This is a genomic window from Microbacterium sp. K27, from assembly GCF_004794435.1.
GTDB classification, from domain to species: Bacteria; Actinomycetota; Actinomycetes; order Actinomycetales; family Microbacteriaceae; genus Microbacterium; species Microbacterium maritypicum_A.
This window is the reverse complement of the sequence record NZ_SSDK01000024.1, coordinates 16,913-41,187: the sequence shown is the minus strand read 5'-3', so window position 1 is coordinate 41,187 and position 24,275 is coordinate 16,913. Positions and strand designations below refer to the sequence as shown.

Genomic DNA, 24,275 nt, shown 5'->3' with positions numbered 1-24,275 from the left:
CACGCCGCATCAGGCACGCGGGAGGAGAAGTCGCCTGATTCCGCGAGGTCGCCTGATTCGGCGTGATGGATCCGATCGCTCTCGGACTCAGCCGAAGAGCGCCGCAGCCTCGTCGTAGCGGTAGCGCGGGACGGTGTTCAGTTCGCCGAGCGCATCGGCGAACGGCACCCGCACGATGTCGGTGCCCTGCATGGCGACCATCTGTCCCCATGCGCCGTCCACGATCGCGTCCGCCGCATGCAGCCCCAGGCGCGTGGCGAGAACGCGGTCGAAGGCCGACGGCGATCCACCGCGCTGGATGTGGCCGAGGATCGTCGCACGCGTCTCGATGCCGGTGATGCGCTCGATCTCGGGGGCGAGCTGATCGCCGATACCGCCGAGGCGCGGTCGATTGAAGGCGTCGAGCCCCTTGTCGCTGTATGCCTCGTCCATCCCGAGGAGCTTGAACCCCTCGGAGACGACGACCAGGGGCGCGCGACCGCGGTCGTGGGCGCTGGTCACGAGCTCCGTGATGTCGTCGATCGACATCGGTACCTCGGGGATGCAGATGACGTGCGCACCGGCGGCCATTCCGGCGTGCAGGGCGATCCAGCCGACATGCCGACCCATGACCTCGGCGACCATGCAGCGCTGGTGGGAGTCACCGGTCGTGCGGAGGCGATCCATCGCGTCCGTGGCGATGTTCACGGCTGTGTCGAAGCCGAACGAATAGTCCGTCGCCTGCAGGTCGTTGTCGATCGTCTTGGGGACGCCGATCACCTTGATGCCATCCTTGGCGAGGCGGTCGGCGGCTGCGAGCGTGCCTTCACCGCCGATCGCGATGATGCCGTCGATCTTGTGCCCGTAGAGGGTCTTGGCGATGTTCTCGGCTCCCCCGCGCTCGCCCTCATACGGGTTCGTGCGGCTGGTGCCGAGGATCGTGCCGCCCACCTTCGACAGTCCCTTCACCTCGTGCCGGGTGAGAGGCATGAAGTCACCGTCGACGAGTCCGCGCCAGCCGTCGCGGATGCCGACGAACTCCAGGTCGTATGAGGTCGTGCCCTTGAGCACGATGCCGCGGATGACCGCGTTGAGGCCGGGGCAGTCGCCGCCGCTCGTCAGGATGCCGATCTTCATGCTGGTGCCTTCAGACGTTCGGGAGATGGGGGGAACAGGCGACGCTGCCTTCGATCGACACTAGCGCCCCTGCGTGCCCGGGCGCCATTCGGGCTCGACGAAAAACGCCGATCTTGACAAGGCGATTCGCCGATATCGATGAACTTCCCGCCAGCGCCGGCTTTCGCGCCAGATCCCGCGTTAAGAACAGCCGATCTTGAGGCTTACGCCCCGCCCAGCGCCTGTCGCAGCAGGTGCATGAGCGCCGCCAGCTGCACCGGCTCCCCGGCCGACTCCTCGACCGCTTCCCCGTCGAGGGCGCGTGCCGCGAGTCCCTGCTTCTGGTCGATCAGCTCGGCGATCTTGGTGTCGATGGTGTGCGCGGCGATGATCCGCCACGCCGTCACCGGCTCGTCCTGCCCGATGCGGTGCACGCGGTCGATCGCCTGCGTCTGCTCGGCTGCCGTCCACGACAGCTCGGCGAGGACGACGTTCGACGCCGCCTGCAGGTTGAGTCCCACGCCGGCAGCGGTGAGAGAGCAGACGGCGATGCCGACCTCGGGGTCGCCGTTGAAGTCGTCGATCGCCTGCTGGCGGGTCGTGGACGTCTGGTCCCCACGGATCGAGACCGAACGGATGCCGGCGGCGGCGAAGTGCGCCTCGGCCTGGTCCATGACGTCGATGTGCTTCGCGAAGAACACGACCTTGCCGACCGAACGCTGCAGCTGAGCGGCGTAGTCGGCAGCCAGTGGCGCCTTGGCCTGACCGATGCGCCGGACCATGGTGAAGACATTGTCTCCCCCGGTGCCGGCGGCCTTCGACTCCTCGAGCTCGTTCTGGGCGACCAGCCGCACGATGTCGTCGTCGATCTCTCCGGGTGCGAGTCCACGGTCGCCGCGGGCCTCGATGATGCGGCGGTAGCGAGCGGCGAGGCGCTCCCCCAGCTCGCGCTCGGCCTGGCGGATGCTGCGCCCGAACTCGTCGTCGAGCTGCACCGGCAGATCGGCGATCAGCTTGTCGGGCAGGTCGGCTGCGACGTCCTTCTTCTTGCGGCGGACGATGCCCATCGAGATCACCGCGTCGCGCGCTTCCGGATAGAAGGCCTTGTCCGCCGGGGTGAATCCGGTCGCATCGAGCTTTTCCATGAGCTCGGGCCCCGGCTTCTCACCGGTGGTCCAGCCGAGGAAGCGCCAGATCGCGTCGAAGTCCTCCACGTCGTTGATCAGCGGCGTACCCGTGAGGGCGAGCATCAGGGGGTCGTGCCCGGGAGTGCGCTCGCGCACCTGGGCGGCCAACGACAGCACGTTCTGGGAACGCTGCGAGGAGAGATTCTTGATGAAGTGCGCCTCGTCGACGACCATGCCGCGCAGCCCGATCGAGGCGAGCCAGGACATGTGCCGATCGAGGATCTCGTAGTTCACGATGAACACGTCGGCGAACGCATCGATGTCGTCGCCGTCACCCTGGATCACCGTGGCACGACGCTGTGGAGTCCAGCGCTCGACCTCGCGCGCCCAGTTCATCTTCACGACGTTGGGGACGACGACGAGCAGCGGGTACGCGCCCGCCACGGAAGCGGCAAGCACTGATTGCGCGGTCTTGCCGAGTCCGGGCTCATCGGCGAGGAGGAAGCTGCGGTGCCCCGCCTTCACGGCTTCGAGGAACCGGGACTGGTGCACCATGACCTCGAGGCCCTTGGGCGAGATGTGGTCGAACTCCGGCGCCGGAGGCAGATCCATGGACGCGGCGGATCCGCCGGCTCCGGTCTCGAAGGCCTTGTACAGCGGCCCCATGAGCTCCCAGCCGTCGAGGCGGCGTCGCGGCGTGGCGCTCGGTCGAGGCGTCAGGTCGGGAGCGAGGAAGGGATTGGCCAGTTGTCGAGCTTCGACGGACGGCGGGGTGACCTGTCGCTCGGCGATCGCCGCCGGGATCGTGGAGATCTGCACCGGTGCCGCGTCGGCGATAATGAGCTCTTCCGGGGCGAGGTCGGCGCCGGATTCGAGCAGCCAGTCGCGGCGCATGCGCTTCGCCACCGGCGATGTCGCCTGGTCGGCCTCCAGCAGCTGGATGAGCGAGGTGTCGCGCGCAGCCGTCTTCGCGAGGATCGTGGCGACGCCGTCGAGCCGCTTCAACAGCTCGGCGCGAGCAGGATCACCGATCTCGGCATCCGCCTTCACACGCGCGCGCTCTTCGCGCACCAGGAAGGCGATCACCTGGAACTTCACCCGATTCGTGGGGCCGAGCTTCCCTCGCTGCGACTTGGCCTCGATCTCGCGCACCTTGCGCGCGAGGATCGGGATGAGGGGTGCCTCGTCGTCACGACGGGACGTCTTCTTGCGCCGCGTGGCGGCGGTTGCCGTAGTCGGCATGCTCCTCCTGAGCGTGAAGGCTCCGGCTTCCCCAGGAAGCCATGGGCCGTTCTCGTTGTCCGCGTGTGGCGTGAGCCAGGACCGTACGAACAGTGGATCTTCTTCCCGTCGGGGATCGCGAGATTCGCGAAGTTCGGCGGGAGCCGATGTCCATTCTATGTCATCGTGCCCGCGTGGACGCGATCGCCCACGCCGAGCCGCCCATTCGAACCGCCGAACGGGTCGCGCGCTACGACGTCAGTCCGAGGGCCCGTGCGGCATCGTTCACGTCGGCACCCATCTGCTCCATCAGCTTGTCGATGCCCTCGAAGGCCACCATGCCCCGCAGTCTGTCGACGAACTCGACCGTGACGTCGTGCCCGTAGAGGTCGAGGCCGGTCTCGCCCAGCACGTGGGCCTCGACCTGGCGCACGAGGACATCGTCGAACGTGGGGTTGGTCCCGACCGAGATGGCCGAAGGGTGCCGGATGCCGGTGTCGTGGTCGACGAGCCACCCGGCATAGACGCCGTCCGCCGGAACGAAGGCATCGACGATGGTCGAGAGATTCGCGGTGGGGAAGCCCAGCTCCCGCCCGCGCTTGAGCCCGTGCACGACCTCGCCGCGCACATCCGGGTACCGCCCGAGAACGGTCGCGGCTGTCGCGACATCGCCCTCCATCAACAGTTCGCGGATCCAGCTCGACGACACGCGCCGCGAAGAACCCGGAAGGTAGACGTCATCGACGACCTCGACCGAGAAGCCGTAGCGGGGTCCGAGTTCGCGCAGCAGCTCCGGCGTCCCCGCTCCCCTGTTCCCGAACCGGAAGTCCTGCCCGACCAGGACCGTCGACACCTGGAGGGCTCCCACGAGGATATCGACGACGAAATCCTCCGCGCTGCGGGCCGCGAGTTCCTCGTCGAACGTGAGCACCAGCGTCGCGTCGAGCCCGAGCTCACCGAGGAGCTCGAGCTTGCGGTCGACCGTGACGACGTTCTCGGGGCAGCGATCCGGGCGGATGACGGCCAACGGGTTCCGATCGAACGTGACCGCGACCGATCGGCTCTCGGTGGCAGCAGCCGCCTCCTCGAGGCGCGCGATCACAGCGCGGTGGCCGGCGTGGACCCCATCGAACTTGCCGATGGCGACCGCGCTCGGGCCGAAGTCGTCCGGCACCTCATCCGGGCTTCGGAAGATGATCACGCGTCGACCTCGACAGGGCGCGCGACTTCGGCGGGGCGATGCGTGCGCAGCCACCAGATGCCGAAGATCGGGAGGACCAGCGGGATGAACAGGTAGCCCCGCCCGAACAGCGACCACACGGTCTCATGCTGGAACAGCTCGGGCAGCAGAATGCTCAGCAACCCGACGACGAGCACGCCGGTGAGCTCGAAGACGATCGCGATCCAGGCGACGGTGTACCAGCCGCGACGACGAGCCAGGACGAGGGCGAGCGTGGCCAGGATGTACACGAGCGCGGCGAGTGCGGAGAGCGAGTACGCGAGCGGCGCCTCGTCGAACCGACGGACGATCTGCACGAAGCTGCGTCCCGTGGCGGCCAGCGCCATGACGGCGTAGACGATCACGAGGACACGACCGATTCCGGTCATCCGAGAGGAGGGGGCGGTGGAGCTCATAGCGCATTCCATCCTAGAGCCGCGGAAGACGGCCGGTCTCCGCGCAGGCCTCTCGCCTCACGCGAGCTGGACGGCCCAGATGACCTGCATCCGCCAGAGCATGATCGCGATCGCGAGTGCGGCGACGCCCAGGATCACGGTGCTCCAGCGGCTGCGTTCCATGAGCGCCCACAGCACCGCGCCGACGGGCAGGAGCGCGGCGGAGACCAGGTAGACCCAGTACTCGAGCAGGTCTCCGGTCGGCGGGTTTCCTGAGAAGGGCGCGATGATGGCGACGATCACCTGAACGATGAGCAGCGCCTCGACGAGGGCCAGAGCACCGACGCTGAAGTCACTCGGTCGTCTGCCGATCAGCCCCGCGACGAGACAGAACACGCCCGCGGCGACCGCGACGACGATCTGCGCGATCGTGAACCACAGGATCATCGGTCGCCCTCCGGCATGTTCATGGCGCTCTTGAGGTCTGCGCCGCGCCTCTCGACGATCCCGATCAGAACCCCGTCCTCGTCGATCGCTGCGCCGAGGCGGCTCTCGAGACGGACGGCCTGCCCTGCGAGACGCTTGCCGTGGCGGAGGTCCCGCGCGTCATCGACCGACATCGCAAGGACCGGGAGGAGGCGTCCTGCAGCCTCACCGGGGGTCAGGGTCGGTGCGCCCTCGAGCGCTTCGATGCCGACGGCATCCGTCACATCGAACGGCCCGACACGAGTACGTCGCAGCGCGGTGAGGTGACCGCCGACGCCGAGAGCGGAGCCGAGGTCGCGGGCGAGCGAACGGATGTACGTTCCGGATGAACAGTCGACCACGACGTCGAGATCGATGTACCCGTCGCCCTCGCGACGGCCGAGCAGGTCGAACCGTGAGACGACGACGTCGCGGGCCGCGAGCACGACCTCTTCACCGGCGCGGACGCGGTCATACGCACGCCGTCCGTCCACCTTGATGGCGGAGACGGCGCTGGGGACCTGCGAGATCGCACCCGTGAGTTCCGCTATGCCGGCCGCGACCGCAGCATCGGTCACGGAATCCCACGCCTCGGGCGCGGCGGTGGTGAGGATCTCCCCCTCCGCATCGTCCGTGCTGGTCGTCTGCCCGAGACGGATGGTCGCCGTGTAGGTCTTGTCCGCGCCGACGATGTAGGTGAGGAGCCTGGTCGCTCCCTCGATGCCGATGACCAGCAGACCGGTCGCCATCGGGTCGAGCGTTCCGGCGTGCCCCACCTTGCGGGTGCCGAACGCTCGTCGCGTGCGGGCGACGACGTCGTGGCTGGTCAGCCCTGCGGGCTTGTCGACGAGAAGGATGCCGGGCGAGACCATCCCCCCAGCCTACCGAGAGCGCGACCGGCGACCTGCCGCCCGGTCGCCCTGTTCGCTCTCCGTCCGCGCTGTGCATGGGCTCGCTTAGAGTGGAGGGGTGCCTCTCCCGCCGGCCCCGCTCGAGCTGATGTCGCCATTGCCGACGTGGTATCGGGCGACCGCACGCGACCTTCCGTGGCGCCGATCCGAGTTCCATGATGAATTCGGCGCCTGGGGCGTTCTCGTGAGCGAATTCATGCTGCAGCAGACCCCGGTGACGAGGGTCATTCCGCATCTCGAGGCATGGCTGGATCGGTGGCCGACCCCTGCCACGATGGCGATGGCGTCGACGGCGGAGGTCGTGCAGCAATGGGCGAACCTGGGATATCCCCGACGCGCGCTCTGGCTGCACCGCGCTGCCGTCGAGATCACGGATCGTCATGGCGGAGTCGTTCCGCGTGACGTGGACGCGCTGCTGGCGCTCTCCGGCATCGGCGACTACACCGCCCGCGCCGTCGCGGTCTTCGCCTACGGCGACCGCCACCCCGTGGTGGACACGAACACCCGGCGGGTTCTGGCCCGAGCTGTCGAGGGCCGCGCGCAGCCGGGACCCGCATCGCGCCGTGACCTCGATCTGATGGCCTCACTGCTTCCGGATGACGTCGATGAGGCCACCGTCTTCAACGCGGCGGCGATGGAGCTCGGGGCCACGGTGTGCACGTCACGGGCACCACGATGTGAGCTGTGCCCCCTGGCCGGCAACTGCGCCTGGCTGGCGGCCGGCCGGCCCGACACGGGCGACGAACGCCGACGCCAGGCCACGTACGAAGGATCCGATCGACAGGCCCGTGGCGCGGTGCTGCGTCTGCTGCGGAACCAGGATCCCGATGCCGTCCCGCTCGATGCCGTCCTCCCGGATTGGCCCAACACCGGACAGCGCGACCGAGCGATCGACTCGCTGATCGCCGACGGGCTCGCCGAAGCCGACGGGGCCACCCTGTTCCTGCCCCGCTGACGGCGCCCCGCGCGACGGCGGATCACGGACGATGACGACTCAGACGTGTTGATCCGTGCGATGTGCAAGTACCGTCAGCTCGACGCGGCTCCGAACGTCGAGCTTGGTGAAGATCCGGCCGAGGTGGACTTCCACGGTGCGGACCGAAACGTTCAGCTCCTCGCCGATCTCACGGTTCGCTGCCCCTCTGACCGCACGCATCGCCACTTCCAGCTCCCGGGCGGTGAGTCGGAGCGACCAGGCGGCACGGCATGCCGAGAGCAGGCCCACCGCCGGGACGACGCTCCCCTCTCTGGCCTCGAGTCGGTCCAGCCTCCCGCGCACCGACTTCGCCCATGCCGTCGCGCCGGAGAGCTCGAACAGTCGTTCGGCATACTGCAGATGGATCCTCGCGGCGGAGTGATCGTCGCGGATCGCATGCCGGGTCCCGAGCATCATCTCCACGCGCGCCCGCTCGAACGGCGAACGCAACGTTCGCGCGATCTCCGCGACCTCTTCGCCGTCCGTACGCCATCGCCCGTCCGCCGCCGTCGCGATGCGTGTCCGCAGCTGCTGCGCCAGCGCGATCTCCGGAGGCTCGAGAGACGCGGCCACCATGAGGACACCGGGAGAAGGCGAGGCCAGCTCGTCCAGACCCGGCACGGTCATCGTCGTCTGCGGGGCGCCGAGATCGGACCAGAGCCGGACCGTGGCTGCGGCATCGTCGAAGGAGCCGGTGAGGAAGGACCGGACACCACGGTCCACGAGCAGATCCATCTTCGCGCCAGGCGGAAGGGTGAGCGTGAGCGACCGGGCGAACGGGCCGAGTTCGCCGTGCACCGCCAGATCGAGGCGTCGGGCGAGGACGACTCCGAGCCCGGCGAGGGGCAGCGCGATGGGAAGGGTGAGCGCCGCCTGGATCAGCCTGTCCCGCGCGATACCGATGTCACCTCGCCACGCGAGCAGGAGGACCTCGACGACCGACCGATACGCATGGACGACCGGGCTGTGCTCGTAGCCCGGCACGAAAGGATCAGGACCGCCGGACGGCGTCGATTCATCGACGACGAGCAGACGCAGCCCCAGATCGATGTCTCCCTCGACCGCGGCGCGCAGAGTTCGGAGCATCCCCCCGCTCACCGAGCTCGACTCCGTCACCATGTCGGCATCGCGATCTCCGGCCATGAGCCACCCCAGCGCGACGACCGGATCCCTCAGCTCCTGCTCGGCACCGATCCGCACGGCACCGTCCCGGAGGGCATCGAGCCACAGGCGCATCCCCCGCCGGTCTCCTCGCTCGGCGCAGAGGATGGCGGCGAGAGCGGCTGCTCTGGTCCAATGACGCCAATCGCTCTCGTCGGCGGATCCCGGCCGCACGGTGGTCGGATCGATCCCGGGAACAGCCCCCTGCACGAAGGTCTGCGCCACGATCAGAGCCCCGAGCCCCGCCCACCTGTGTCGTTCACCGCTGTGCGGATACAGCGTCCCCAACCAGGCGGCGGCCTCCACCGCGAACCCGGCACCGACCGCCGACGCCCCGGCTACGAGCCGCGCCTCGTCCTGATCCTCGCCGACTGCATGTTCTGCCGCCTCACGCGCCAGCATCAGTGCACGCTCCGGATGTCCGGCTTCGCTCAGCTGCCGCGCGATGAGGGTGAGCTCCCGCGCGGTCGACGGGTCGCCCTCGAGAGATGCCCGTGCCCGGTGCCAGTCCGCGCTCATCGGGTCACCACGATCGAGGAAGACCGCGCTCAGACGCTCATGGACCAGCGCGGTCCCGGCAGTGCAGGTCGTCGCCCGCACCCAGATCGAGAGTCGGGCGTCGACGAAACGCACGCGGCCGGCGTGCAGGGTCAAGTGATCGCCGACGGCGGCAGCGGCGATCTCGGTCGCCGTGCGTCCGTCGAACTCCAGGAGCGGACCCAACGAATCGTCCAAGCAGACCGCGAGCGCGAGGAGGAGCTGACGATCCCGCTCGTCGAGCAGCAGTCCCTCGAACCTGCGTGAGATCGCCGCGACCAGGGGCAACGGCGACGGCAACGGTCGGAGCCCATGGCGTTGGTGCGGAGTCAACCGCTCGACGACCGCGCGGATCGTGGCAGCGTCGGCATCCAGATCGCCGGCCAACCGGGCGAGCACATGTGGAGCACAGCCGAGATCCTGCGCGAGCAGTTCTTCCAGGAGGAGACCGACGGCGGCGGGCGCGATGAACGGCCCCCCAGACGTGCCCGTACCCTCGATGCCGATCCCCCTCAGCTTCGCGGGAGCCGGTCCCGCGAAGCCGAGCGTATCAAACGGCGCTCACTCCGCGTCGTCGTCCGTGCGGTAGGGGTCCGCGTCACCGGCATGGGATGCCGACGAAGCGAGCTTGGCGACGTCGGCATCACGCTGCTGCGCCTCACGGAGCAGCGCCCCGATGTGGTCGGCGTTCTCCGGAAGCGCGTCGGGGATGAACTCGAGCGTCGGAACCAGCCGAGTGCTCAGCTGCCGTCCGACCTCGCTACGCAGCATTCCGGTCGCCGACGTGAGCGCCGCACCACTGGAGATGCGCTCCTCCTCGGTCCCCAGCACCGTGTAGAACACCGATGCATGCTGAAGGTCGCCGCTCACGCGGACATCCGTGATGGTGACGAAGCCGAGGCGCGGGTCGCGCAGCCCCTTCTCCAGCCGTTCGGCGAGGATCACGCGGATCCGATCCGCGAGACGGGCCTGTCTTTCGCCTGCCATTGTTATCTCCCTGTCCAGGAACCCTCAGGGCGTCCCCCGTCTCCGTGCTCGGAAGGAGCAGGAGAGGGAGACGCCCGAAGGTGTTTCGAAGTGATCAGCCGCGAGGCTTCTCGACGAGCTCGGTCGTCTCGATCTCATCGCCGATCTGGATGTCGTTGTACTTGCCGAGGCCGATACCGGCCTCGTAGTCCGTGCGGACCTCGGTGACATCGTCCTTGAAGCGACGCAGCGACTCGATGGCGAGACCATCGGCCAGCACGACACCGTCGCGGATGACGCGAGCCTTGGCGTTTCGCGTGATCGTTCCCGACCGCACGATGACACCGGCGATGTTGCCGAACTTCGAGGAGCGGAACACCTCGCGGATCTCGGCGACACCCGACTGGACCTCTTCGTACTCCGGCTTGAGCATGCCCTTGAGCGAGCTCTCGATCTCGTCGATCGCGTTGTAGATGACGGAGTAGAAACGGATGTCCACGCCTTCACGGGCGGCACGCTCACGCGCCTTCGTGTCGGGACGGACGTTGAAGCCCACGATGATCGCGTTGTCGATCGTCGCCAGGTTCACGTCGGACTCGGTGATGGCACCCACACCGCGGTGGATGATGCGCAGCTGCACCGAGTCGTCGACCTCGATCTTGAGGAGCGACTCCTCGAGTGCCTCGACGGCACCGGAGACGTCACCCTTGATGATGAGGTTGAGCGACTCGACCTTGCCCTCTTCGAGCGCACGGGTGAAGTCCTCGAGCGAGATGCGCTTGCGGGCCTTGGCCAGCTGGGCGTTGCGCTCGACCGCTTCACGCTTCTCAGCGATCTGACGGGCCATGCGGTCTTCCTCGGTGACGATGAAGACGTCGCCGGCACGCGGCACGGAGTTCAGACCCTGCACCTGCACCGGACGCGACGGGAAGGCCTCGAGGACCTGCTCGCCGTTCTCGTCCGCCATCGCACGCACACGGCCGTACGCCGTGCCCGCGACGATCGCATCACCGATCCGGAGCGTTCCGGACTGGATGAGCACCGTTGCGACCGAACCGCGGCCCTTGTCGAGCTTCGCCTCGATGGCGACACCACGAGCGGCCTTGTTCGGGTTGGCGGTCAGGTCGAGACCGGCGTCGGCGGTGAGCAGCACGGCGTCCAGGAGTTCCTGGATGCCGGTGCCCGCACGAGCCGAGACATCGACGAACATGACGTCTCCACCGAACTCCTCGGCGACCAGCCCGTACTCGGTCAGCTGCTGACGCACCTTCGAAGGGTTGGCGTCGGGCTTGTCGACCTTGTTCACCGCGACCACGATCGGCACGTTCGCCGCCTGGGCGTGGTTCAGCGCCTCGACCGTCTGCGGCATGATGCCGTCGTCGGCCGCGACCACGAGGATCGCGAGGTCGGTGACCTGCGCACCACGAGCACGCATGGCGGTGAACGCCTCGTGACCCGGGGTGTCGATGAACGTGATGGCGCGCTCGATGCCCTCGTGCTCGGTCCACACCTGGTAGGCACCGATGTGCTGGGTGATGCCACCGGCTTCACCCTCGATCACATTGGTCTGACGGATCGCGTCGAGCAGTCGCGTCTTACCGTGGTCGACGTGACCCATGACGGTGACCACCGGCGGACGGATCTCGAGGTCGTCTTCGCTCTCGGCCTCCAGCTCGGCCTCCAGGTCGAGGCCGAAGCCCTCGAGGAGCTCCTTGTCCTCGTCCTCGGGCGAGACCATCTGGATCTTGTAGCCGAGCTCAGCACCCAGGACCTCGAACGTCGCCTCATCGAGGGACTCGGTGGCCGTGGCCATCTCACCCAGGTTGAAGAGGATGGTGACGAGGGTTCCGGGCTGGACCGTGTAGCCGGTGAGCGTCTCGATCTTGTCGGCGAAGTCCGCGATCGATGCGCCGCGGCGCATGCGGATGATCTCTCCGTTACCGCGGGTGACGTTGACGCCACCGACGACCGGAGCACTCCGCATCTCGAACTCTTGCCGCTTCGCCCGCCGCGACTTGCGCTGCTTGCTCTTGCCGCCGCCCTTGCCGAAGGCACCTGCGGTACCACCGCCGGGACCACGGCCGCGACCGCCACCGCCACCGGGACGACCGGCGAAACCGCCGCCGCCGGGGCGTGCTCCAGGACCGCCGGCACCGCCGGGTCCGCCGGCACCGCCGGGACGACCGGGGCCGCCGGGACGCTGCTGGAACGGAGCACCGGGACGACCGCCCTGGCCACCGCGCGGTGCACCGGGACGAGGCGAGCCGGGACGAGGGGCACCCGGACGGGGTGCGCCGGGACGCGGAGCCTGCGGACGCGGGATGTTGCCCGGCGTCGGACGCTGGCCCATGCCCTGAGCCGACGCGAACGGGTTGTTACCCGGACGCGGACCGGCCGGACGCTGGCCCATGCCCTGCGCCGACGAGAAGGGGTTGTTACCCGGACGCGGAGCACCGGGAGTCGGCGCGCCGCTCTCGGCCGGCTTCGCCGCATCGGATGCGGCGGGAGCCTCTGCCGCGGGGGCAGGGGCGGGAGCCGGCGCAGCGGGTGCGGGGGCCGGAGCTTCCGGGGCAGGCTTCGGACCGGGCTTGGGGCCCGGGGTCGGTGCCGGCTTGGCACCGGGCTTCGCAGCTGCAGGCTTCGCAGCCGCGGGCTTCGCCGCGGGAGCGGCGTCAGCGGAGCCCTTGAGCGAGCCATCGGCCTCGATCGCCGCGCGCAGCTTGCGCGCAACGGGCGGTTCGATGGTCGAGGACGGGCTCTTCACGAACTCGCCGAGTTCCTTGAGCTTCGCAAGTGCGATCTTGCTGTCGACGCCGAGTTCGGCGGCGATCTCGTGTACGCGTGGTTCACCAGCCACAATTCTCCTGTCTGAGTCGGTCCACCCAGACAGGGCAGACCACTAGTCGCGGACGGGTCTCATTTCGAGCCGTTCACTTTGTTTCCATAGCTGTTCAGCCTTTGTTTCTTGGTGGGTGCTGTTCGAAGGTCCGTGTGTCCAGCTGAGTGGTCACACGCAGTGCTCGTCCGAAAGCTCGCCGCCGCAGAGCGGCCGCCATGCATTCAGCTGTCGGATGCACCCACGCGCCACGCCCCGGCAGGACAGCACGCTCATCGGGGATGAGGGTGTCGTTCTGGGCCACCACCCGGAGAAGGGCGGAGCGGGGAGCACGCGTGCGACAACCGACGCACGTTCGTACGGGTTCCATCTTACACCTGCGTTTCACCCCACCTCGCCCGCTCCCGGGCGCGGCGGAAGGCCGAAGCCGTGTCAGTCGAGGACGCTGTCCGGCTGGATGTCGATCTTCGCGCCGGTGAGCTTGGCGGCCAGACGAGCGTTCTGACCTTCCTTACCGATCGCCAGCGACAGCTGGTAATCGGGCACCAGGGCACGGACGGCCTTGGTGCTGGCGTCGAGCACGAAGGAGCTCGTCACCTTGGCCGGTGAGAGCGCGTGCGCCACGAAGGTCGGCAGATCGGCGTCGTAGTCGACGATGTCGATCTTCTCGCCCGCGAGTTCCTCGGTCACGGCGCGCACGCGACGCCCGAGCTCGCCGATGCAGGCACCCTTGGCGTTGATCGACGGGTCGTTCGCCTTCACCGCGATCTTCGTGCGGTGACCGGCCTCGCGGGCCAGGGCGACGATCTCGACCAGACCGGCAGCGATCTCGGGCACTTCGAGGGCGAAGAGCTTGCGGACCAGGCCGGGGTGCGTGCGCGAGACCGTGATCTGCGGCCCCTTGAGACCCTTGGCGACACTGGTGACATACACGCGCAAACGCGAGCCGTGCGTGTACTCCTCGCCGGGAACCTGCTCCTCCGGCGGCAGGATCGCCTCGACGGCTCCGAGATCGACGTGGATCATGCGGGGGTTCGGGCCCTGCTGGATCACACCGGCGACGATGTCGCCCTCTTTGTCCTTGAAGTCACCGAGCACGACGTCGTCCGCGATGTCGCGCAGACGCTGGCTGATGACCTGCTTGGCCGCGAACGCCGCGATACGCCCGAAGTCGTCCGGCGTGGCGTCCTCCTCGCCGATGATCGCGCCCTCTTCGTCCTTGACGACCTGCAGCACGGCGACGTGGCCGGTCTTGCGGTCGAGATCCACGCGGACGCCCTCGGGAGTGACGCCGTCGGCGGAGACGTGCTTGGAGTACGCGGTCAGGATCGCCTGTTCGATGATCGCGACGAGCTCATCGAAGGGGATCGCCTTCTCCTTCTCGATCCCTCGCAGCAGACTCAGTTCGATGTCCATGACGGCCTCTCTATTCAGCTCTCGTCGCGCCTGTTCGCACGCGCGACATCCGTACCACGATACCCTGTGCCCACCGGCCCTCGCACGGCGGCGGCGGTGTCGGGATCCGGAGCCGCTCGAGGAGGAGCACGTGAGCACATTCGACACGATCGTGATCGGCGCCGGGATGTCGGGGCTCACGAGCGCGCGCATGCTCGCCGACGCGGGCCGGAGTGTCGTCGTCCTCGAAGGACGTGACCGCATCGGGGGCCGGATGCACACCGACCGAAGTGCCGGATTCTCCGTCGATCTCGGTGCATCGTGGATCCACGGCATCGAGGACTCGCCGCTGTGGAACCTCGTCCACGCGCTCAGGATCCCGGCGATCGAGTACACGGTGGGCAGCTTCCAGGTGGGTGGTCGACCGATCGAGAACTTCGATGGCGAGGGTCGTGCCATGGACGAGGCAGCCACCTCGCGATGGGTCGCCGACGTCGAACTCGCCGACCGTCTTCTCGTCGAGGAGATCGCCTCGTCCTCCTCCGGCGACACCTATCTCGATGTCACCGAACGCGCTCTCGACAGGTCGGGGCTGTCGCCCGAGCGCATCGACGACGTCCGCGAGTTCTTCCGCCATCGGGTCGAGGAGCAGTGCGGCGCGTGGATCGGCGACCTCGACGCGCACGGTCTCGACGAGGATGCGATCGACGGAGACGAGGTGATCTTCCCTCGCGGGTACGACGAGCTGCCGCGGCGCATCGGGGCCGGCCTCGACGTGCGGCTGAAGACCGTCGTGACCCGGGTGAGCCGCTCGGCGGACGGAGTCGTCGTGCACGCGGGCGGCACCGAGTACCGCGCAGACCGGGCGATCGTCACCGTGCCGCTCGGCGTGCTCAAAGCCGGGACGATCACCTTCGAACCGGCTTTGCCGGATGCGGTCGCCGGTCCCGTCTCACGGCTGGGGATGGGCGTTTTCAACAAGGTGTTCGTCCAGTTCCCCGAGCGGTTCTGGAACGAGGAGAGCTATGTGATCCGCGCGCTCGGCGAGGCGGGCGAGCACTGGCATTCCTGGTACGACGTCTCCGCCGTCAGCGGCATCCCCACCCTGCTGACCTTTGCCGCCGGGCCGTTCGGCCGCCGGATGCAGAACCGTCCGGACGACGAGATCGTCGCCGACGCGGTCAGCGCGCTGCGTCTCCTCTACGGGGACGCCGTCGGCGAGCCACTCGCTCACTGGATCACCCGCTGGGGTGAGGACGAGTTCTCGAACGGCTCCTACTCGCACCTCGCGCTGGGCTCGACGCATCACGATCATGACGCGCTGGCGGGACCCGTCGACGGCGTTCTGCATTTCGCCGGCGAGGCCACCTGGGGTGACGAGCCGGCGACGGTCGGCGCGGCGTTCTACTCCGGGCACAGGGCCGCGGAGCGCATCCTCGATCGTCCGGTCGACCTCGCTGACTTCGCCGCCCGTATCACCGCGCGGGAGCAGACGGAAGTGCGTTGATCGCACCGATCAGCCGGAACAGGTTGCCCACCTGGCGCTGATCCAGGTGCAGGATCAGACGCGGCAGGTCGAGGTTGTCGTCGTCGGCCACCTCCGGCGGCCGCGGCTCCGTCCGCTCGATCCGTCCCGACGAGAGCATCGAGGCGAACTGCCCGTTGAGCGTCTCGATCTCGGCATCCGTCGGCTCGGCCCGCAGACGCAGCACCAGCGCGTCGCCGACCCATCGCAGCGAGTCGTAGTTGTGCCAGAACCCGGTGATCTCCGCCCGGACCGCGTCGACCGAATCGGTGATGACGACGCGGTCGAAGTCGCCCTCCGAGATGACGCCGGTCGGGGCGAGGTGGTCGTCGATGAAGCTCCGCAGCCCCTGCCAGAAGGTGCCGCCCGGCTCGTCGAGGAGCACGATGGGCGTCGGCTCCGCCTTCCCCGTCTGCTGCAGCGTGAGCAGCTCGAACATCTCGTCGAGCGTGCCGAAGCCGCCAGGGAGGCAGATGAATCCGAGCGATTCCTTGATGAGCATGAGCTTGCGGGTGAAGAAGTACTTCATCGCGACCACGTGGTCCTGGCCCGCGACGAAGCCGTTGGGCTTCTCCTCGAAGGGCAGGCGGATGGAGACCCCCAGGGAGAGCGCGGGGCCCGCGCCCTCGGAAGCCGCCTGCATGATGCCGGGGCCGGCTCCCGTGACGACCATCCAGCCGTCACCGGCCAGTGCGGCGGCGACGTCGCGGGCGGTGAGGTAGAGCGGATCGTCCTGCCGGGTTCGGGCCGACCCGAACACCGTCACCTTGGGGACTCCCCGGAACGGCGCGAACAGGCGGAACGCGTCACGCATCTCGGCCAACGCCGCCGAGGCGATCTTCAGGTCGAGCCGATCGGCGCCGTCCTCGCCGAGCAGGATCGCGGTGCGCAGCATACGCATCACGAGCCTGCGGTCGGTATGCACTCCCGCATCGTCGAGGACGGCGTTGATCTCGGAGCTGAGGGCTTCGGGGAGGGGTGCGTCGATCATGTCACCAGGGTGTCATGCGGCAGTGCGACGACGGGCCGCAACGCCGGGGTGTCGCCGCGAGACGCCGTCGCCTCCCTGTCACGACACCGCCACGGTGTCAATGCCCGTGACCACGACGCCCGCAGGCGGCACGCTGACGTCATGACCGAGATCACAGGACCCGAAGCCCTCGCCCGCGTCGTCGAGCTCGTGGAGGACATCGACATCACGATGCTCACCACCACCGACGACGACGGCAACCTCGTGAGTCGGCCGATGTCGACCCGGCAGATGGACGACGCCGGCGACATCTGGTTCTTCACGGCCGAAGACACCGAGAAGGTCGATGAGGCACGCAAGCACCGCGATGTCGGCCTCGCCTACTGCGATGCGAAGGGGATGCGCTACGTGTCCGTCGCGGGAACGGCAGAGGTCGTGCACGACCGCGCGAAGATGGAAGAGCTCTACTCGGCGTCGCTGGAGATCTGGTTCGCCGACGGCCTCGACACCCCGGGCATCGCTCTCCTCAAGGTGACTCCGAAGGTCACGGAGTTCTGGGAGCCGTCGAAGGGAAAACTCGCCCTCGCTGCCGGAGCGCTCAAGTCCCTCGTCACCCGCGATACGCCGGACGACGACATCATGAACCACGGCCGCATCGTCTGCTGACGACGCGGCCGTGGATCTCAGCGTGCGACGGTGAGGCGCTCGACGACCTCGTCGACGGAGATCGCGTCACGGTCCCCCGTGGCGCGATCCCACAGCTCGACCTGGCCGTCGGTGGCCCCGCGGCCGACGATGACGATCCTCGGCACTCCGACGAGCTCGGCATCGCCGAACTTCACACCGGGCGACACCTTGGGGCGGTCGTCGTACAGCACATCGAGACCGGCGGCCTCGAGCTGCGCGGAGATACCTTCCGCCACCTCGAATGCGACCTGATCACGACCTGCCGCGACGACCTGCACGTCGAACGGCGCGACCGACGCCGGCCAGATGAGGCCCTTGTCGTCATTGTTGAGCTCGGCGATGATCGCGAGGATGCGGGTCACGCCGATGCCGTACGAGCCCATCGTGACGGTGACGAGCTTGCCGTTCTCGTTCAGCACCTTCAGCCCCAGAGCCTCGGCGTACTTCCGGCCCAGCTGGAAGACGTGTCCGATCTCCATGCCGCGCGCGAGCTCCACCGGGCCCGAGCCGTCGGGAGCCGGGTCTCCGGCGCGCACGTTCGCGATCTCGACGATGCCGTCCGCGGCGAAGTCACGCCCGGCCACGACGGAGTGCGCGTGCTTCTCGTCGATGTTCGCGCCGGTGATCCAGCTGGTGCCCTCGCTGACGCGCGGGTCGACAAGATACCGGATGCCCGTGGCCGACTCCTCGCCGAGCACCGCACCGGTGGGTGACCAGGGGCCGATGTAGCCCTTCACGAGCAGCGGGTTGTTCTCGAAGTCGTCCGCTGTGGCGGTCTCGACCTCGGCAGGCGCGAAGGCGACCTCGGCGCGCTTCTCGTCGACCTCACGGTCGCCGGGGATGCCGACGATCACGAGTTCGCGGGTGCCGTCGAGGTGGGTCAGCGCGAGCACGACGTTCTTAAGCGTGTCGGCTGCGGTGTACTCGCCTTCGAGCTCTCGGTTGACATGCGCGACCAGCGTCTCGATGGTCGGTGTGTCGGGAGAGTCGAAGATCACCGGGGACTCGTCGGCGTCGTACGCGATCGCCTCGGGCACCGCGGTGGTGAACGCCTCGACGTTCGCCGCATAGCCGCCGGCGCTGCGGACGAAGGTGTCCTCGCCGACCGGAGTCGGGTGCAGGAACTCCTCACTGCGGGATCCGCCCATCGCCCCCGCATCGGCCTGGACGATGACGTACTCGAGACCGAGACGCTGGAAGATGCGCTCGTACGCGTCGCGCTGCGCCAGGTAGCTGGCGTCCAGCCCCTCATCGGACGAGTCGAACGAGTACGCGTCCTTCATCGTGAACTCGCGTCCACGGAGCAGGCCCGCCCGCGGGCGCGCCTCGTCGCGGTACTTGTCCTGGATCTGGTAGATCGTGAGCGGCAGATCCTTGTACGAGGAGTACAGGTCTTTCACGAGCAGAGTGAAGGCCTCTTCGTGGGTGGGCGCGAGCAGGTAGTCGCCGCCCTTGCGATCCTGCAGACGGAAGAGCAGGTCGCCGTACTCGTCCCAGCGGCCGGTGGCCTCATAGGACTCACGGGGCATGAGTGCCGGGAAGTGCACCTCCTGTGCGCCTGCGGCGGCCATCTCCTCGCGGACGACGGTCTCGATCTTCGACTTGACGCGGAGACCCAGTGGCAGCCACGCGAAGATGCCGGCGGCCTGCGGGCGGATGTATCCGGCCCGGATCAGCAGCCGGTGGCTGGCGACCTCTGCGCCTGCAGGGTCTTCACGGAGCGTGCGGAGGAAGAAGTTCGAAAGACGAGTGACCACGGAGCAAGTCTAGTGAGCCGCGGTCACTCGTCTTCGACGACGTCAGTTGAGCGCCGGAAGGTTCGCGGGTACGACGCCGCCGGCGTACAGGTCGGCCGCCAGCTCCTGCAGCGCCGTCAGCGCGACCCGCTGTGGGAGCGGACCGTAGGAGATGCGCGCGACTCCGAGCTTCTCGTACTCCGAGGCGGCGAGGGCACCCGGAATCCCGATGACGCTGATCTTGCGCTCGCCGATGCCCTCGACGAGCTGACGCGTGACGTTCATGTCGAGGATGCCGGGCACGAACACCGCGGTCGCTCCGGCGTCGAGGTAGGCCCGCCCACGCTGGATGGCATCGGCGATGCTCTCCTGCACGGGCCGACCGCCGGCGCGGACGAAGGCGTCCGTGCGGGCGTTGAGGGCGAACGGGACGCCCTCGGCCTCCGCCGCCTTCACGATCGCTTCGACGGAGGCGACGGACTCGTCGAGCGGCTTGAGTCGGTCCTCGACGTTCGCGCCGACGATGCCTGCCCCGATGGCGAGGCGGGTGGTCTCCCCCGCGTCGCCGTATCCGTCGTCGAGATCGGCGGTCACGGGCACATGGACGGCGGCCGCGATGCGACCCACCATGTCGATCATGATCTCGCGCGGCGTGGCGCCGTCGTCGTAGCCGAACGACGCCGCGATGCCGTGTCCGGCGGTGGCGATCGCCTGGGTCTCGGGGAGGGCGGCGACCGCCCGCGCGGAGACGACGTCCCACACATTCACGACGCGAAGGATCTCCGGTGCGTCATAGAGTCCGACAAGGGTCTGGGCCTTGGCTGCAGTGGTCATGACTCCACGCTAACGCGGGATGACGTCCCCGGGGCCGGTTCATTCCGCTCCGCCTGATCGCCACGCCTAGGGTGGAGCCATGCCCCAGCGCCGATCACACGTCGCCCCGTCCGCTGCGCAGACCGAGCTGGCCTCGGCACTCGCCGGGCTGCGGGAATCTGTCGATGCTCCCCTCGACTTCCCCGACGAGGTCATCGCCGAGGCCGAGGCATCCACCGCCCCCGTGCCACAGATCGACCTTCGCGACGTCCCCTTCGCAACGCTGGACCCTGAAGGGTCTCGCGACCTCGATCAGGCCTTCCACCTCGAGCGCGCGGGGACCGGATACACCGTTCGCTACGCGATCGCCGACGTCCCCGGGTTCGTCGCACCGGGCGGTGCGGTGGATGCCGAGGCACGGCGTCGCGGACAGACACTGTATGCCGCGGATGGTTCGATCCCGCTGCATCCGCGTGTGCTGAGCGAGGATCGAGCCTCGCTGCTCGCCGACGTCGACCGACCGGCGCTGGTGTGGACCTTCGCCCTCGACTCCAGCGGTGTCGTCTCCGACTTCCGCCTGGAACGCGCGCTGATCCGCTCGCGCGCACAGCTCGACTACGCGACGACGCAGCTGGCGATCGACCGCGGCGAGGACGGCCCGGCGGCACTGCTCCCGGAGATCGGAGCCTTGCGCATGGAGCAGGAGCGCCTGAGAGGAGGAGCGAGCCTGAATCTGCCCGACGAAGAAGTCGCACGTGCAGAAGACGGCACCTATGCGATCGAACGTCGCCGCCCACTTCCCGTGGAGGAGTGGAACGCCCAGCTCTCGCTCATGACAGGGATGGCTGCAGCTTCCCTCATGCTCGACGCCGGAGTCGGCATCCTCCGGACGATGCCGGAGCCGGATGCGGCCGCTTTCGAGACCTTCCGGCATCAGACCGAGGCCCTCGGGCGCCCGTGGACGGCCGGTGCATACGGCGACTACCTTCGCGGGCTCGACCGCGCCGACCCGATGACCCTCCCCGTGCTGGAGGCCGCGTCGTCGCTGTTCCGCGGAGCCGGGTACCTGGTGTTCGACGGCGAAGCGCCGGATACCGCCGTGCAGGCCGCCATCGCCGCGCCCTATGCCCACGCGACCGCTCCCCTGCGCCGACTCGTCGACCGGTGGGCACTGGCGATCTGCCTCGCCGCCGCGAACGGCGAGCCCGCCCCCGAATGGGCGCGCGCATCGCTCGGCGAGCTCCCCGCCCTCATGCAGGAATCCGGCCAGCGTGCATCGCGCCTCAACGCGGCGACGCTCAACAGTGTCGAGGCCGCGCTGCTCACGCCCCTGGTCGGCACGACGATCGAGGCGACCGTGATCGAGCTGCGCGGTGAACGCGCAGCCGTGCAGATCGCCGATCCCGCCGTGACAGCGACCGCACCGCTGCCGCCGGGTGCGAAGCCGGGTGATGTCGTGCGACTCCGCATCGTGCGTGCGGACATCGCGAAGGGCGAAGTCGAGTTAGCGATCTGACCTTCTGCTCATCGGCGACGCGTGGTCGCCGACGTGCTTTCCGAGCGGAACGCGGAGCTGATGCTGCTAGGCGACCGCCGCTGGATCGCCACCGGGAAGTGGCTCCCCCGTCGATTGCGCGCTCTGAGCGAGGAGCGCACCGAGCGGCTGAGTGCGCCGCTGCTCACCGGAGACTTCGCGGCCTTCGCGGATCGCGTCGAGGAGGAGCTCGATCGAGCGGGCGGACGGCTGCAGGCTGGGTTCGTGCGCTGATGTCAGGCGGCGGGGACAGCCGTGGTCGTCATGACGAGGAGCTGGGGATCGCTGAGATCGAGCGACACCGTGATCGATCCGAACGCGGCGAGGGAGTCGGCATGGGTTCCCCCGCAGAGGATCACGGCTTCGCCCTCCGGGAGAGAGCAGTGCCAGCGACGCCGGTCGACGATCGTCGGCCCCTCGGTCTCGATGCTGCTGGAAGCACCCGAGGCGATCCAAGCGGCCAGTCGGTCGTTCACCCGCGCCTCGCGGTCGGCGAGGGTCGCCGCGAACGTCTCGGTGTCGAAGCCTGCCCTGCGCAGACTCTTGCCGAGCCGGTATTCGTCGACGGCCCCGTCCTCCTGGATACGACTGGACTGGTTGGCGCGACCCTCGAAGTCAGGGTTCCCGAGAGCGTCCTCCCCCGGGTCCTTCCGCCAGAGATCGACGAGGGCCAGATCAAGCGCCAGGGAAGCGACATGACATGCCGTGTGGCCGCGGCTGAGTCCCGCGCGACGGGCACCGTCGACCGCGAGCGCCACCGGTGCTCCCTCAACGAGTGATGCCGGCACGGCACCCTCGATGCGATGCCCGACCAGCCACGTCCAGCCCTCCGCACCGCGCTTGACCGGGATCTCGCGGCCCACGGCGAACTCGCCCTCGTCGGAGATCGCGGCCATGAGAGCCTCGGTCACCGCGACCGTGACGCCGGCGGCCGTGATGGTTCCGCTGTCGCCCGGCTGATCCGGCCAGGTGTGGTCGACCGGATGGAAGGGCGTCGTGTCGACGACGACGACCGCTCCGTCGGCGAAGCTCTTCACACGTGTGACGATGCCGTCTCCGGCGATGGTCCCGTCCGAGAAGGTCACAGTGGTGGGCGTCGACATGGTTCTCCTCGGATTCGTCGGTGATCTCGACGGTGTTCGCGGCCGTCGGGCCGTCGTGAGAGCGGGGCGGACCCCGGTACGAAAGGTCAGTGGGACGGCGGGATGGTGAAGCTGGCGAGCTTGTCGCCCTCGACGACGAAGATGCCGTCGGATTCTCCGTTGAAGACCCGGCTCGCCCATCCGAAGCGGATGCGGGTCGTGTCGCCGTCGGTCTCGGCGGAGAGCACGGTCATCCGCGCTCCGGCGCCGATCGCGTCGCTGCCTGCCCATTCGCGCACCCCATCAGGGCCGGCCTTGACCGTGCCCCAATCGCTGACATGCCCGTCCGGGGTGAAGGCATCGACGAACGCATCGGTATCCGCCGCGTTGATCGCATCGACCATCACCTGGACAGGCGTGGGCAGGGTGACATCCGACATCACGCGCTCCTCCGAGCTCAGGCTGTGACGACCTGGGCCGTGCCGAGCGGGGCCTCAGGTCCCATCTCAGCGGCGATCCGGTTGGCCTCTTCGATCAGGGTGGCGACGATGTCGGCCTCCGGCACGGTCTTGATGACCTCGCCCTTCACGAAGATCTGCCCCTTGCCGTTGCCCGAAGCCACGCCGAGGTCGGCCTCTCGCGCTTCGCCCGGGCCATTGACGACGCAGCCCATCACGGCGACGCGCAGCGGAACGGTCATGTCCTTGAGCCCCTCCGTCACGTTCTCGGCCAGGGTGTAGACGTCGACCTGAGCGCGTCCGCACGAGGGGCAGGAGACGATCTCGAGCTTGCGCTCGCGCAGGTTGAGGGACTGAAGGATCTGGTGTCCGACCTTGACCTCTTCTGCGGGCGGCGCCGAGAGCGACACGCGGATCGTGTCGCCGATGCCCTCGCCGAGGAGGATTCCGAACGCGGTGGCGCTCTTGATCGTTCCCTGGAACGCCGGGCCCGCCTCGGTCACACCGAGGTGAAGGGGCCAGTCGCCCCGCTCGGCCAGCTGCCGATACGCCTTGACCATGACGATGGGGTCGTTGTGCTTGACGGAGATCTTGAAGTCGTGGAAGTCGTGCTCCTCGAACAGCGATGCCTCCCACACGGCGCTCTCGACCAGCGCCTCTGCCGTCGCCTTGCCGTACTTGGTGAGGATGCGACGATCCAGAGATCCGGCGTTCACGCCGATGCGCAGGGAGACTCCCGCCGCCTTCGCCGCCTCGGCGATCTTGCCGACGTTGCCGTCGAACTCGCGGATGTTGCCGGGGTTCACCCGCACCGCCCCGCAGCCGGCGTCGATGGCCGTGTAGATGTAGCGCGGCTGGAAGTGGATGTCGGCGATCACGGGGATCTGGCTCTTCATCGCGATGATCTTCAATGCATCTGCATCGTCCTGATGCGGCACCGCGACGCGGACGATCTCGCAGCCCGAAGCCGTGAGCTCGGCGATCTGCTGCAGCGTCCCGTTGATGTCGGTCGTCTTGGTGGTCGTCATCGACTGCACGCTGACCGGAGCGTCACCGCCCACGAGCACCTTGCCCACCCTGATCTGCCGGGACTTGCGGCGCGGGGCGAGGACTTCGGGGATCTTCGGCATTCCGAGGTTCACTGCTGGCACGCCCCAAGCCTACGC

Annotated in this window: 22 protein-coding genes; 5 read left to right on the top strand and 17 right to left on the bottom strand. The window is 68.4% G+C overall.

Going from position 1 to position 24,275, the window contains the following annotated elements:
• Nucleotides 1–87: 87 nt before the first annotated feature.
• The 6 genes from DW307_RS01160 to truB form a co-directional block, all read right to left on the bottom strand.
• On the bottom strand, nt 88–1,116 hold the full coding sequence (locus tag DW307_RS01160) for a 6-phosphofructokinase (RefSeq protein WP_021199414.1): 1,029 nt from the start codon (nt 1,114–1,116) through the stop codon (nt 88–90).
• 203 nt (nt 1,117–1,319) lie between these two features.
• A complete protein-coding gene (locus DW307_RS01155) occupies nt 1,320–3,464 on the bottom strand; it encodes a DEAD/DEAH box helicase (protein ID WP_136023701.1) in 2,145 nt (714 codons plus the stop codon).
• A 229-nt stretch (nt 3,465–3,693) separates the two neighbouring features.
• Entirely contained in the window at nt 3,694–4,644 is a 951-nt protein-coding gene (locus tag DW307_RS01150) for a bifunctional riboflavin kinase/FAD synthetase (protein ID WP_021199412.1), read from the bottom strand.
• Nucleotides 4,641–5,078 carry a hypothetical protein gene (locus DW307_RS01145; protein WP_231479831.1) on the bottom strand — a complete coding sequence of 146 codons (438 nt, stop codon included), beginning with the start codon at nt 5,076–5,078 and terminating at the stop codon, nt 4,641–4,643. The genes DW307_RS01150 and DW307_RS01145 overlap by 4 nt, the downstream gene beginning before the upstream one ends.
• 57 nt (nt 5,079–5,135) lie before the next feature.
• Nucleotides 5,136–5,504, bottom strand: coding sequence for a hypothetical protein (locus DW307_RS01140; RefSeq protein ID WP_136023700.1), 369 nt, complete (start codon nt 5,502–5,504; stop codon nt 5,136–5,138).
• Nucleotides 5,501–6,394 carry a tRNA pseudouridine(55) synthase TruB gene (truB, locus tag DW307_RS01135; RefSeq protein WP_136023699.1) on the bottom strand — a complete coding sequence of 298 codons (894 nt, stop codon included), beginning with the start codon at nt 6,392–6,394 and terminating at the stop codon, nt 5,501–5,503. Before truB ends, DW307_RS01140 begins: the two co-directional genes overlap by 4 nt.
• A 127-nt stretch (nt 6,395–6,521) precedes the next feature.
• On the opposite strand from truB, the gene DW307_RS01130 reads away from it, so the two are divergent.
• Entirely contained in the window at nt 6,522–7,388 is an 867-nt protein-coding gene (locus DW307_RS01130) for an A/G-specific adenine glycosylase (protein ID WP_136023710.1), read from the top strand.
• 39 nt (nt 7,389–7,427) lie between these two features.
• Here the strand turns inward: DW307_RS01130 and DW307_RS01125 are convergent, their stop codons facing one another.
• The 5 genes from DW307_RS01125 to nusA all read right to left on the bottom strand — a co-directional run bounded on the left by DW307_RS01125 (nt 7,428) and on the right by nusA (nt 14,325).
• Nucleotides 7,428–9,506, bottom strand: a complete 2,079-nt coding sequence (locus DW307_RS01125; RefSeq protein ID WP_136023698.1) for a response regulator transcription factor — start codon at nt 9,504–9,506, stop codon at nt 7,428–7,430.
• 162 nt (nt 9,507–9,668) lie between these two features.
• Nucleotides 9,669–10,094 (bottom strand): 30S ribosome-binding factor RbfA, encoded by a 426-nt coding sequence (rbfA, locus tag DW307_RS01120; RefSeq protein ID WP_021199404.1) that lies wholly within the window; start codon nt 10,092–10,094, stop codon nt 9,669–9,671.
• Nucleotides 10,095–10,188: 94 nt separating this feature from the next.
• Nucleotides 10,189–12,930, bottom strand: coding sequence for a translation initiation factor IF-2 (infB, locus tag DW307_RS01115; RefSeq protein ID WP_136023697.1), 2,742 nt, complete (start codon nt 12,928–12,930; stop codon nt 10,189–10,191).
• Nucleotides 12,931–13,024: 94 nt separating this feature from the next.
• Nucleotides 13,025–13,279, bottom strand: coding sequence for a YlxR family protein (locus DW307_RS01110; protein WP_081859620.1), 255 nt, complete (start codon nt 13,277–13,279; stop codon nt 13,025–13,027).
• Nucleotides 13,280–13,341: 62 nt separating this feature from the next.
• Nucleotides 13,342–14,325, bottom strand: coding sequence for a transcription termination factor NusA (gene nusA / locus DW307_RS01105; protein ID WP_021199402.1), 984 nt, complete (start codon nt 14,323–14,325; stop codon nt 13,342–13,344).
• 130 nt (nt 14,326–14,455) lie between these two features.
• Between nusA and DW307_RS01100 the strand changes: the two genes are divergently transcribed.
• The gene (locus tag DW307_RS01100) at nt 14,456–15,811 is read left to right on the top strand and encodes a flavin monoamine oxidase family protein (protein WP_036330861.1); all 1,356 of its coding nucleotides are present in this window, start codon (nt 14,456–14,458) and stop codon (nt 15,809–15,811) included.
• On the opposite strand, the gene DW307_RS01095 is transcribed toward DW307_RS01100, so the two are convergent.
• Nucleotides 15,780–16,820 carry an LOG family protein gene (locus DW307_RS01095; protein ID WP_136023696.1) on the bottom strand — a complete coding sequence of 347 codons (1,041 nt, stop codon included), beginning with the start codon at nt 16,818–16,820 and terminating at the stop codon, nt 15,780–15,782. The genes DW307_RS01100 and DW307_RS01095 overlap by 32 nt on opposite strands.
• A gap of 141 nt (nt 16,821–16,961) precedes the next feature.
• On the opposite strand from DW307_RS01095, the gene DW307_RS01090 reads away from it, so the two are divergent.
• Entirely contained in the window at nt 16,962–17,465 is a 504-nt protein-coding gene (locus DW307_RS01090; protein ID WP_029258182.1) for a pyridoxamine 5'-phosphate oxidase family protein, read from the top strand.
• Between the two features lie 17 nt (nt 17,466–17,482).
• Here DW307_RS01090 and DW307_RS01085 read toward each other — a convergent pair whose 3' ends face one another.
• Nucleotides 17,483–19,243, bottom strand: a complete 1,761-nt coding sequence (locus tag DW307_RS01085; protein WP_136023695.1) for a proline--tRNA ligase — start codon at nt 19,241–19,243, stop codon at nt 17,483–17,485.
• Nucleotides 19,244–19,285: 42 nt separating this feature from the next.
• Nucleotides 19,286–20,056: an isocitrate lyase/PEP mutase family protein gene (locus DW307_RS01080; protein ID WP_136023694.1), complete on the bottom strand. Its 771-nt coding sequence runs from the start codon at nt 20,054–20,056 to the stop codon at nt 19,286–19,288.
• 79 nt (nt 20,057–20,135) lie between these two features.
• Between DW307_RS01080 and DW307_RS01075 the strand changes: the two genes are divergently transcribed.
• Both DW307_RS01075 and DW307_RS01070 read left to right on the top strand, forming a co-directional pair.
• Nucleotides 20,136–21,551, top strand: coding sequence for an RNB domain-containing ribonuclease (locus tag DW307_RS01075; protein WP_136023693.1), 1,416 nt, complete (start codon nt 20,136–20,138; stop codon nt 21,549–21,551).
• A gap of 60 nt (nt 21,552–21,611) precedes the next feature.
• Nucleotides 21,612–21,803, top strand: a complete 192-nt coding sequence (locus tag DW307_RS01070; protein ID WP_136023692.1) for a hypothetical protein — start codon at nt 21,612–21,614, stop codon at nt 21,801–21,803.
• 2 nt (nt 21,804–21,805) lie between these two features.
• Here the strand turns inward: DW307_RS01070 and DW307_RS01065 are convergent, their stop codons facing one another.
• The 3 genes from DW307_RS01065 to ispG form a co-directional block, all read right to left on the bottom strand.
• Nucleotides 21,806–22,672, bottom strand: coding sequence for a hypothetical protein (locus DW307_RS01065; RefSeq protein ID WP_136023691.1), 867 nt, complete (start codon nt 22,670–22,672; stop codon nt 21,806–21,808).
• Between the two features lie 86 nt (nt 22,673–22,758).
• Entirely contained in the window at nt 22,759–23,091 is a 333-nt protein-coding gene (locus DW307_RS01060; protein ID WP_136023690.1) for a nuclear transport factor 2 family protein, read from the bottom strand.
• A 17-nt stretch (nt 23,092–23,108) separates the two neighbouring features.
• The gene (ispG, locus tag DW307_RS01055; protein WP_136023709.1) at nt 23,109–24,239 is read right to left on the bottom strand and encodes a flavodoxin-dependent (E)-4-hydroxy-3-methylbut-2-enyl-diphosphate synthase; all 1,131 of its coding nucleotides are present in this window, start codon (nt 24,237–24,239) and stop codon (nt 23,109–23,111) included.
• Between the last annotated feature and the right edge of the window lie 36 nt (nt 24,240–24,275).

Bases quoted from the DNA above. Each gene is read 5' to 3' on its own strand.
- DW307_RS01080 (WP_136023694.1), bottom strand. From the start codon at position 20,056: ATGACCACTGCAGCCAAGGCCCAGACCCTTGTCGGACTCTATGACGCA.
- nusA (WP_021199402.1), bottom strand. From the start codon at position 14,325: ATGGACATCGAACTGAGTCTGCTGCGAGGGATCGAGAAGGAGAAGGCG.
- truB (WP_136023699.1), bottom strand. From the start codon at position 6,394: ATGGTCTCGCCCGGCATCCTTCTCGTCGACAAGCCCGCAGGGCTGACC.
- DW307_RS01160 (WP_021199414.1), bottom strand. From the start codon at position 1,116: ATGAAGATCGGCATCCTGACGAGCGGCGGCGACTGCCCCGGCCTCAAC.
- rbfA (WP_021199404.1), bottom strand. From the start codon at position 10,094: ATGGCAGGCGAAAGACAGGCCCGTCTCGCGGATCGGATCCGCGTGATC.
- DW307_RS01065 (WP_136023691.1), bottom strand. From the start codon at position 22,672: ATGTCGACGCCCACCACTGTGACCTTCTCGGACGGGACCATCGCCGGA.
- DW307_RS01110 (WP_081859620.1), bottom strand. From the start codon at position 13,279: ATGGAACCCGTACGAACGTGCGTCGGTTGTCGCACGCGTGCTCCCCGC.
- DW307_RS01070 (WP_136023692.1), top strand. From the start codon at position 21,612: ATGCTGCTAGGCGACCGCCGCTGGATCGCCACCGGGAAGTGGCTCCCC.
- ispG (WP_136023709.1), bottom strand. From the start codon at position 24,239: ATGCCGAAGATCCCCGAAGTCCTCGCCCCGCGCCGCAAGTCCCGGCAG.
- DW307_RS01140 (WP_136023700.1), bottom strand. From the start codon at position 5,504: ATGATCCTGTGGTTCACGATCGCGCAGATCGTCGTCGCGGTCGCCGCG.
- DW307_RS01095 (WP_136023696.1), bottom strand. From the start codon at position 16,820: ATGATCGACGCACCCCTCCCCGAAGCCCTCAGCTCCGAGATCAACGCC.
- DW307_RS01075 (WP_136023693.1), top strand. From the start codon at position 20,136: ATGCCCCAGCGCCGATCACACGTCGCCCCGTCCGCTGCGCAGACCGAG.
- DW307_RS01130 (WP_136023710.1), top strand. From the start codon at position 6,522: ATGTCGCCATTGCCGACGTGGTATCGGGCGACCGCACGCGACCTTCCG.
- DW307_RS01060 (WP_136023690.1), bottom strand. From the start codon at position 23,091: ATGTCGGATGTCACCCTGCCCACGCCTGTCCAGGTGATGGTCGATGCG.
- DW307_RS01155 (WP_136023701.1), bottom strand. From the start codon at position 3,464: ATGCCGACTACGGCAACCGCCGCCACGCGGCGCAAGAAGACGTCCCGT.
- DW307_RS01145 (WP_231479831.1), bottom strand. From the start codon at position 5,078: ATGAGCTCCACCGCCCCCTCCTCTCGGATGACCGGAATCGGTCGTGTC.
- DW307_RS01090 (WP_029258182.1), top strand. From the start codon at position 16,962: ATGACCGAGATCACAGGACCCGAAGCCCTCGCCCGCGTCGTCGAGCTC.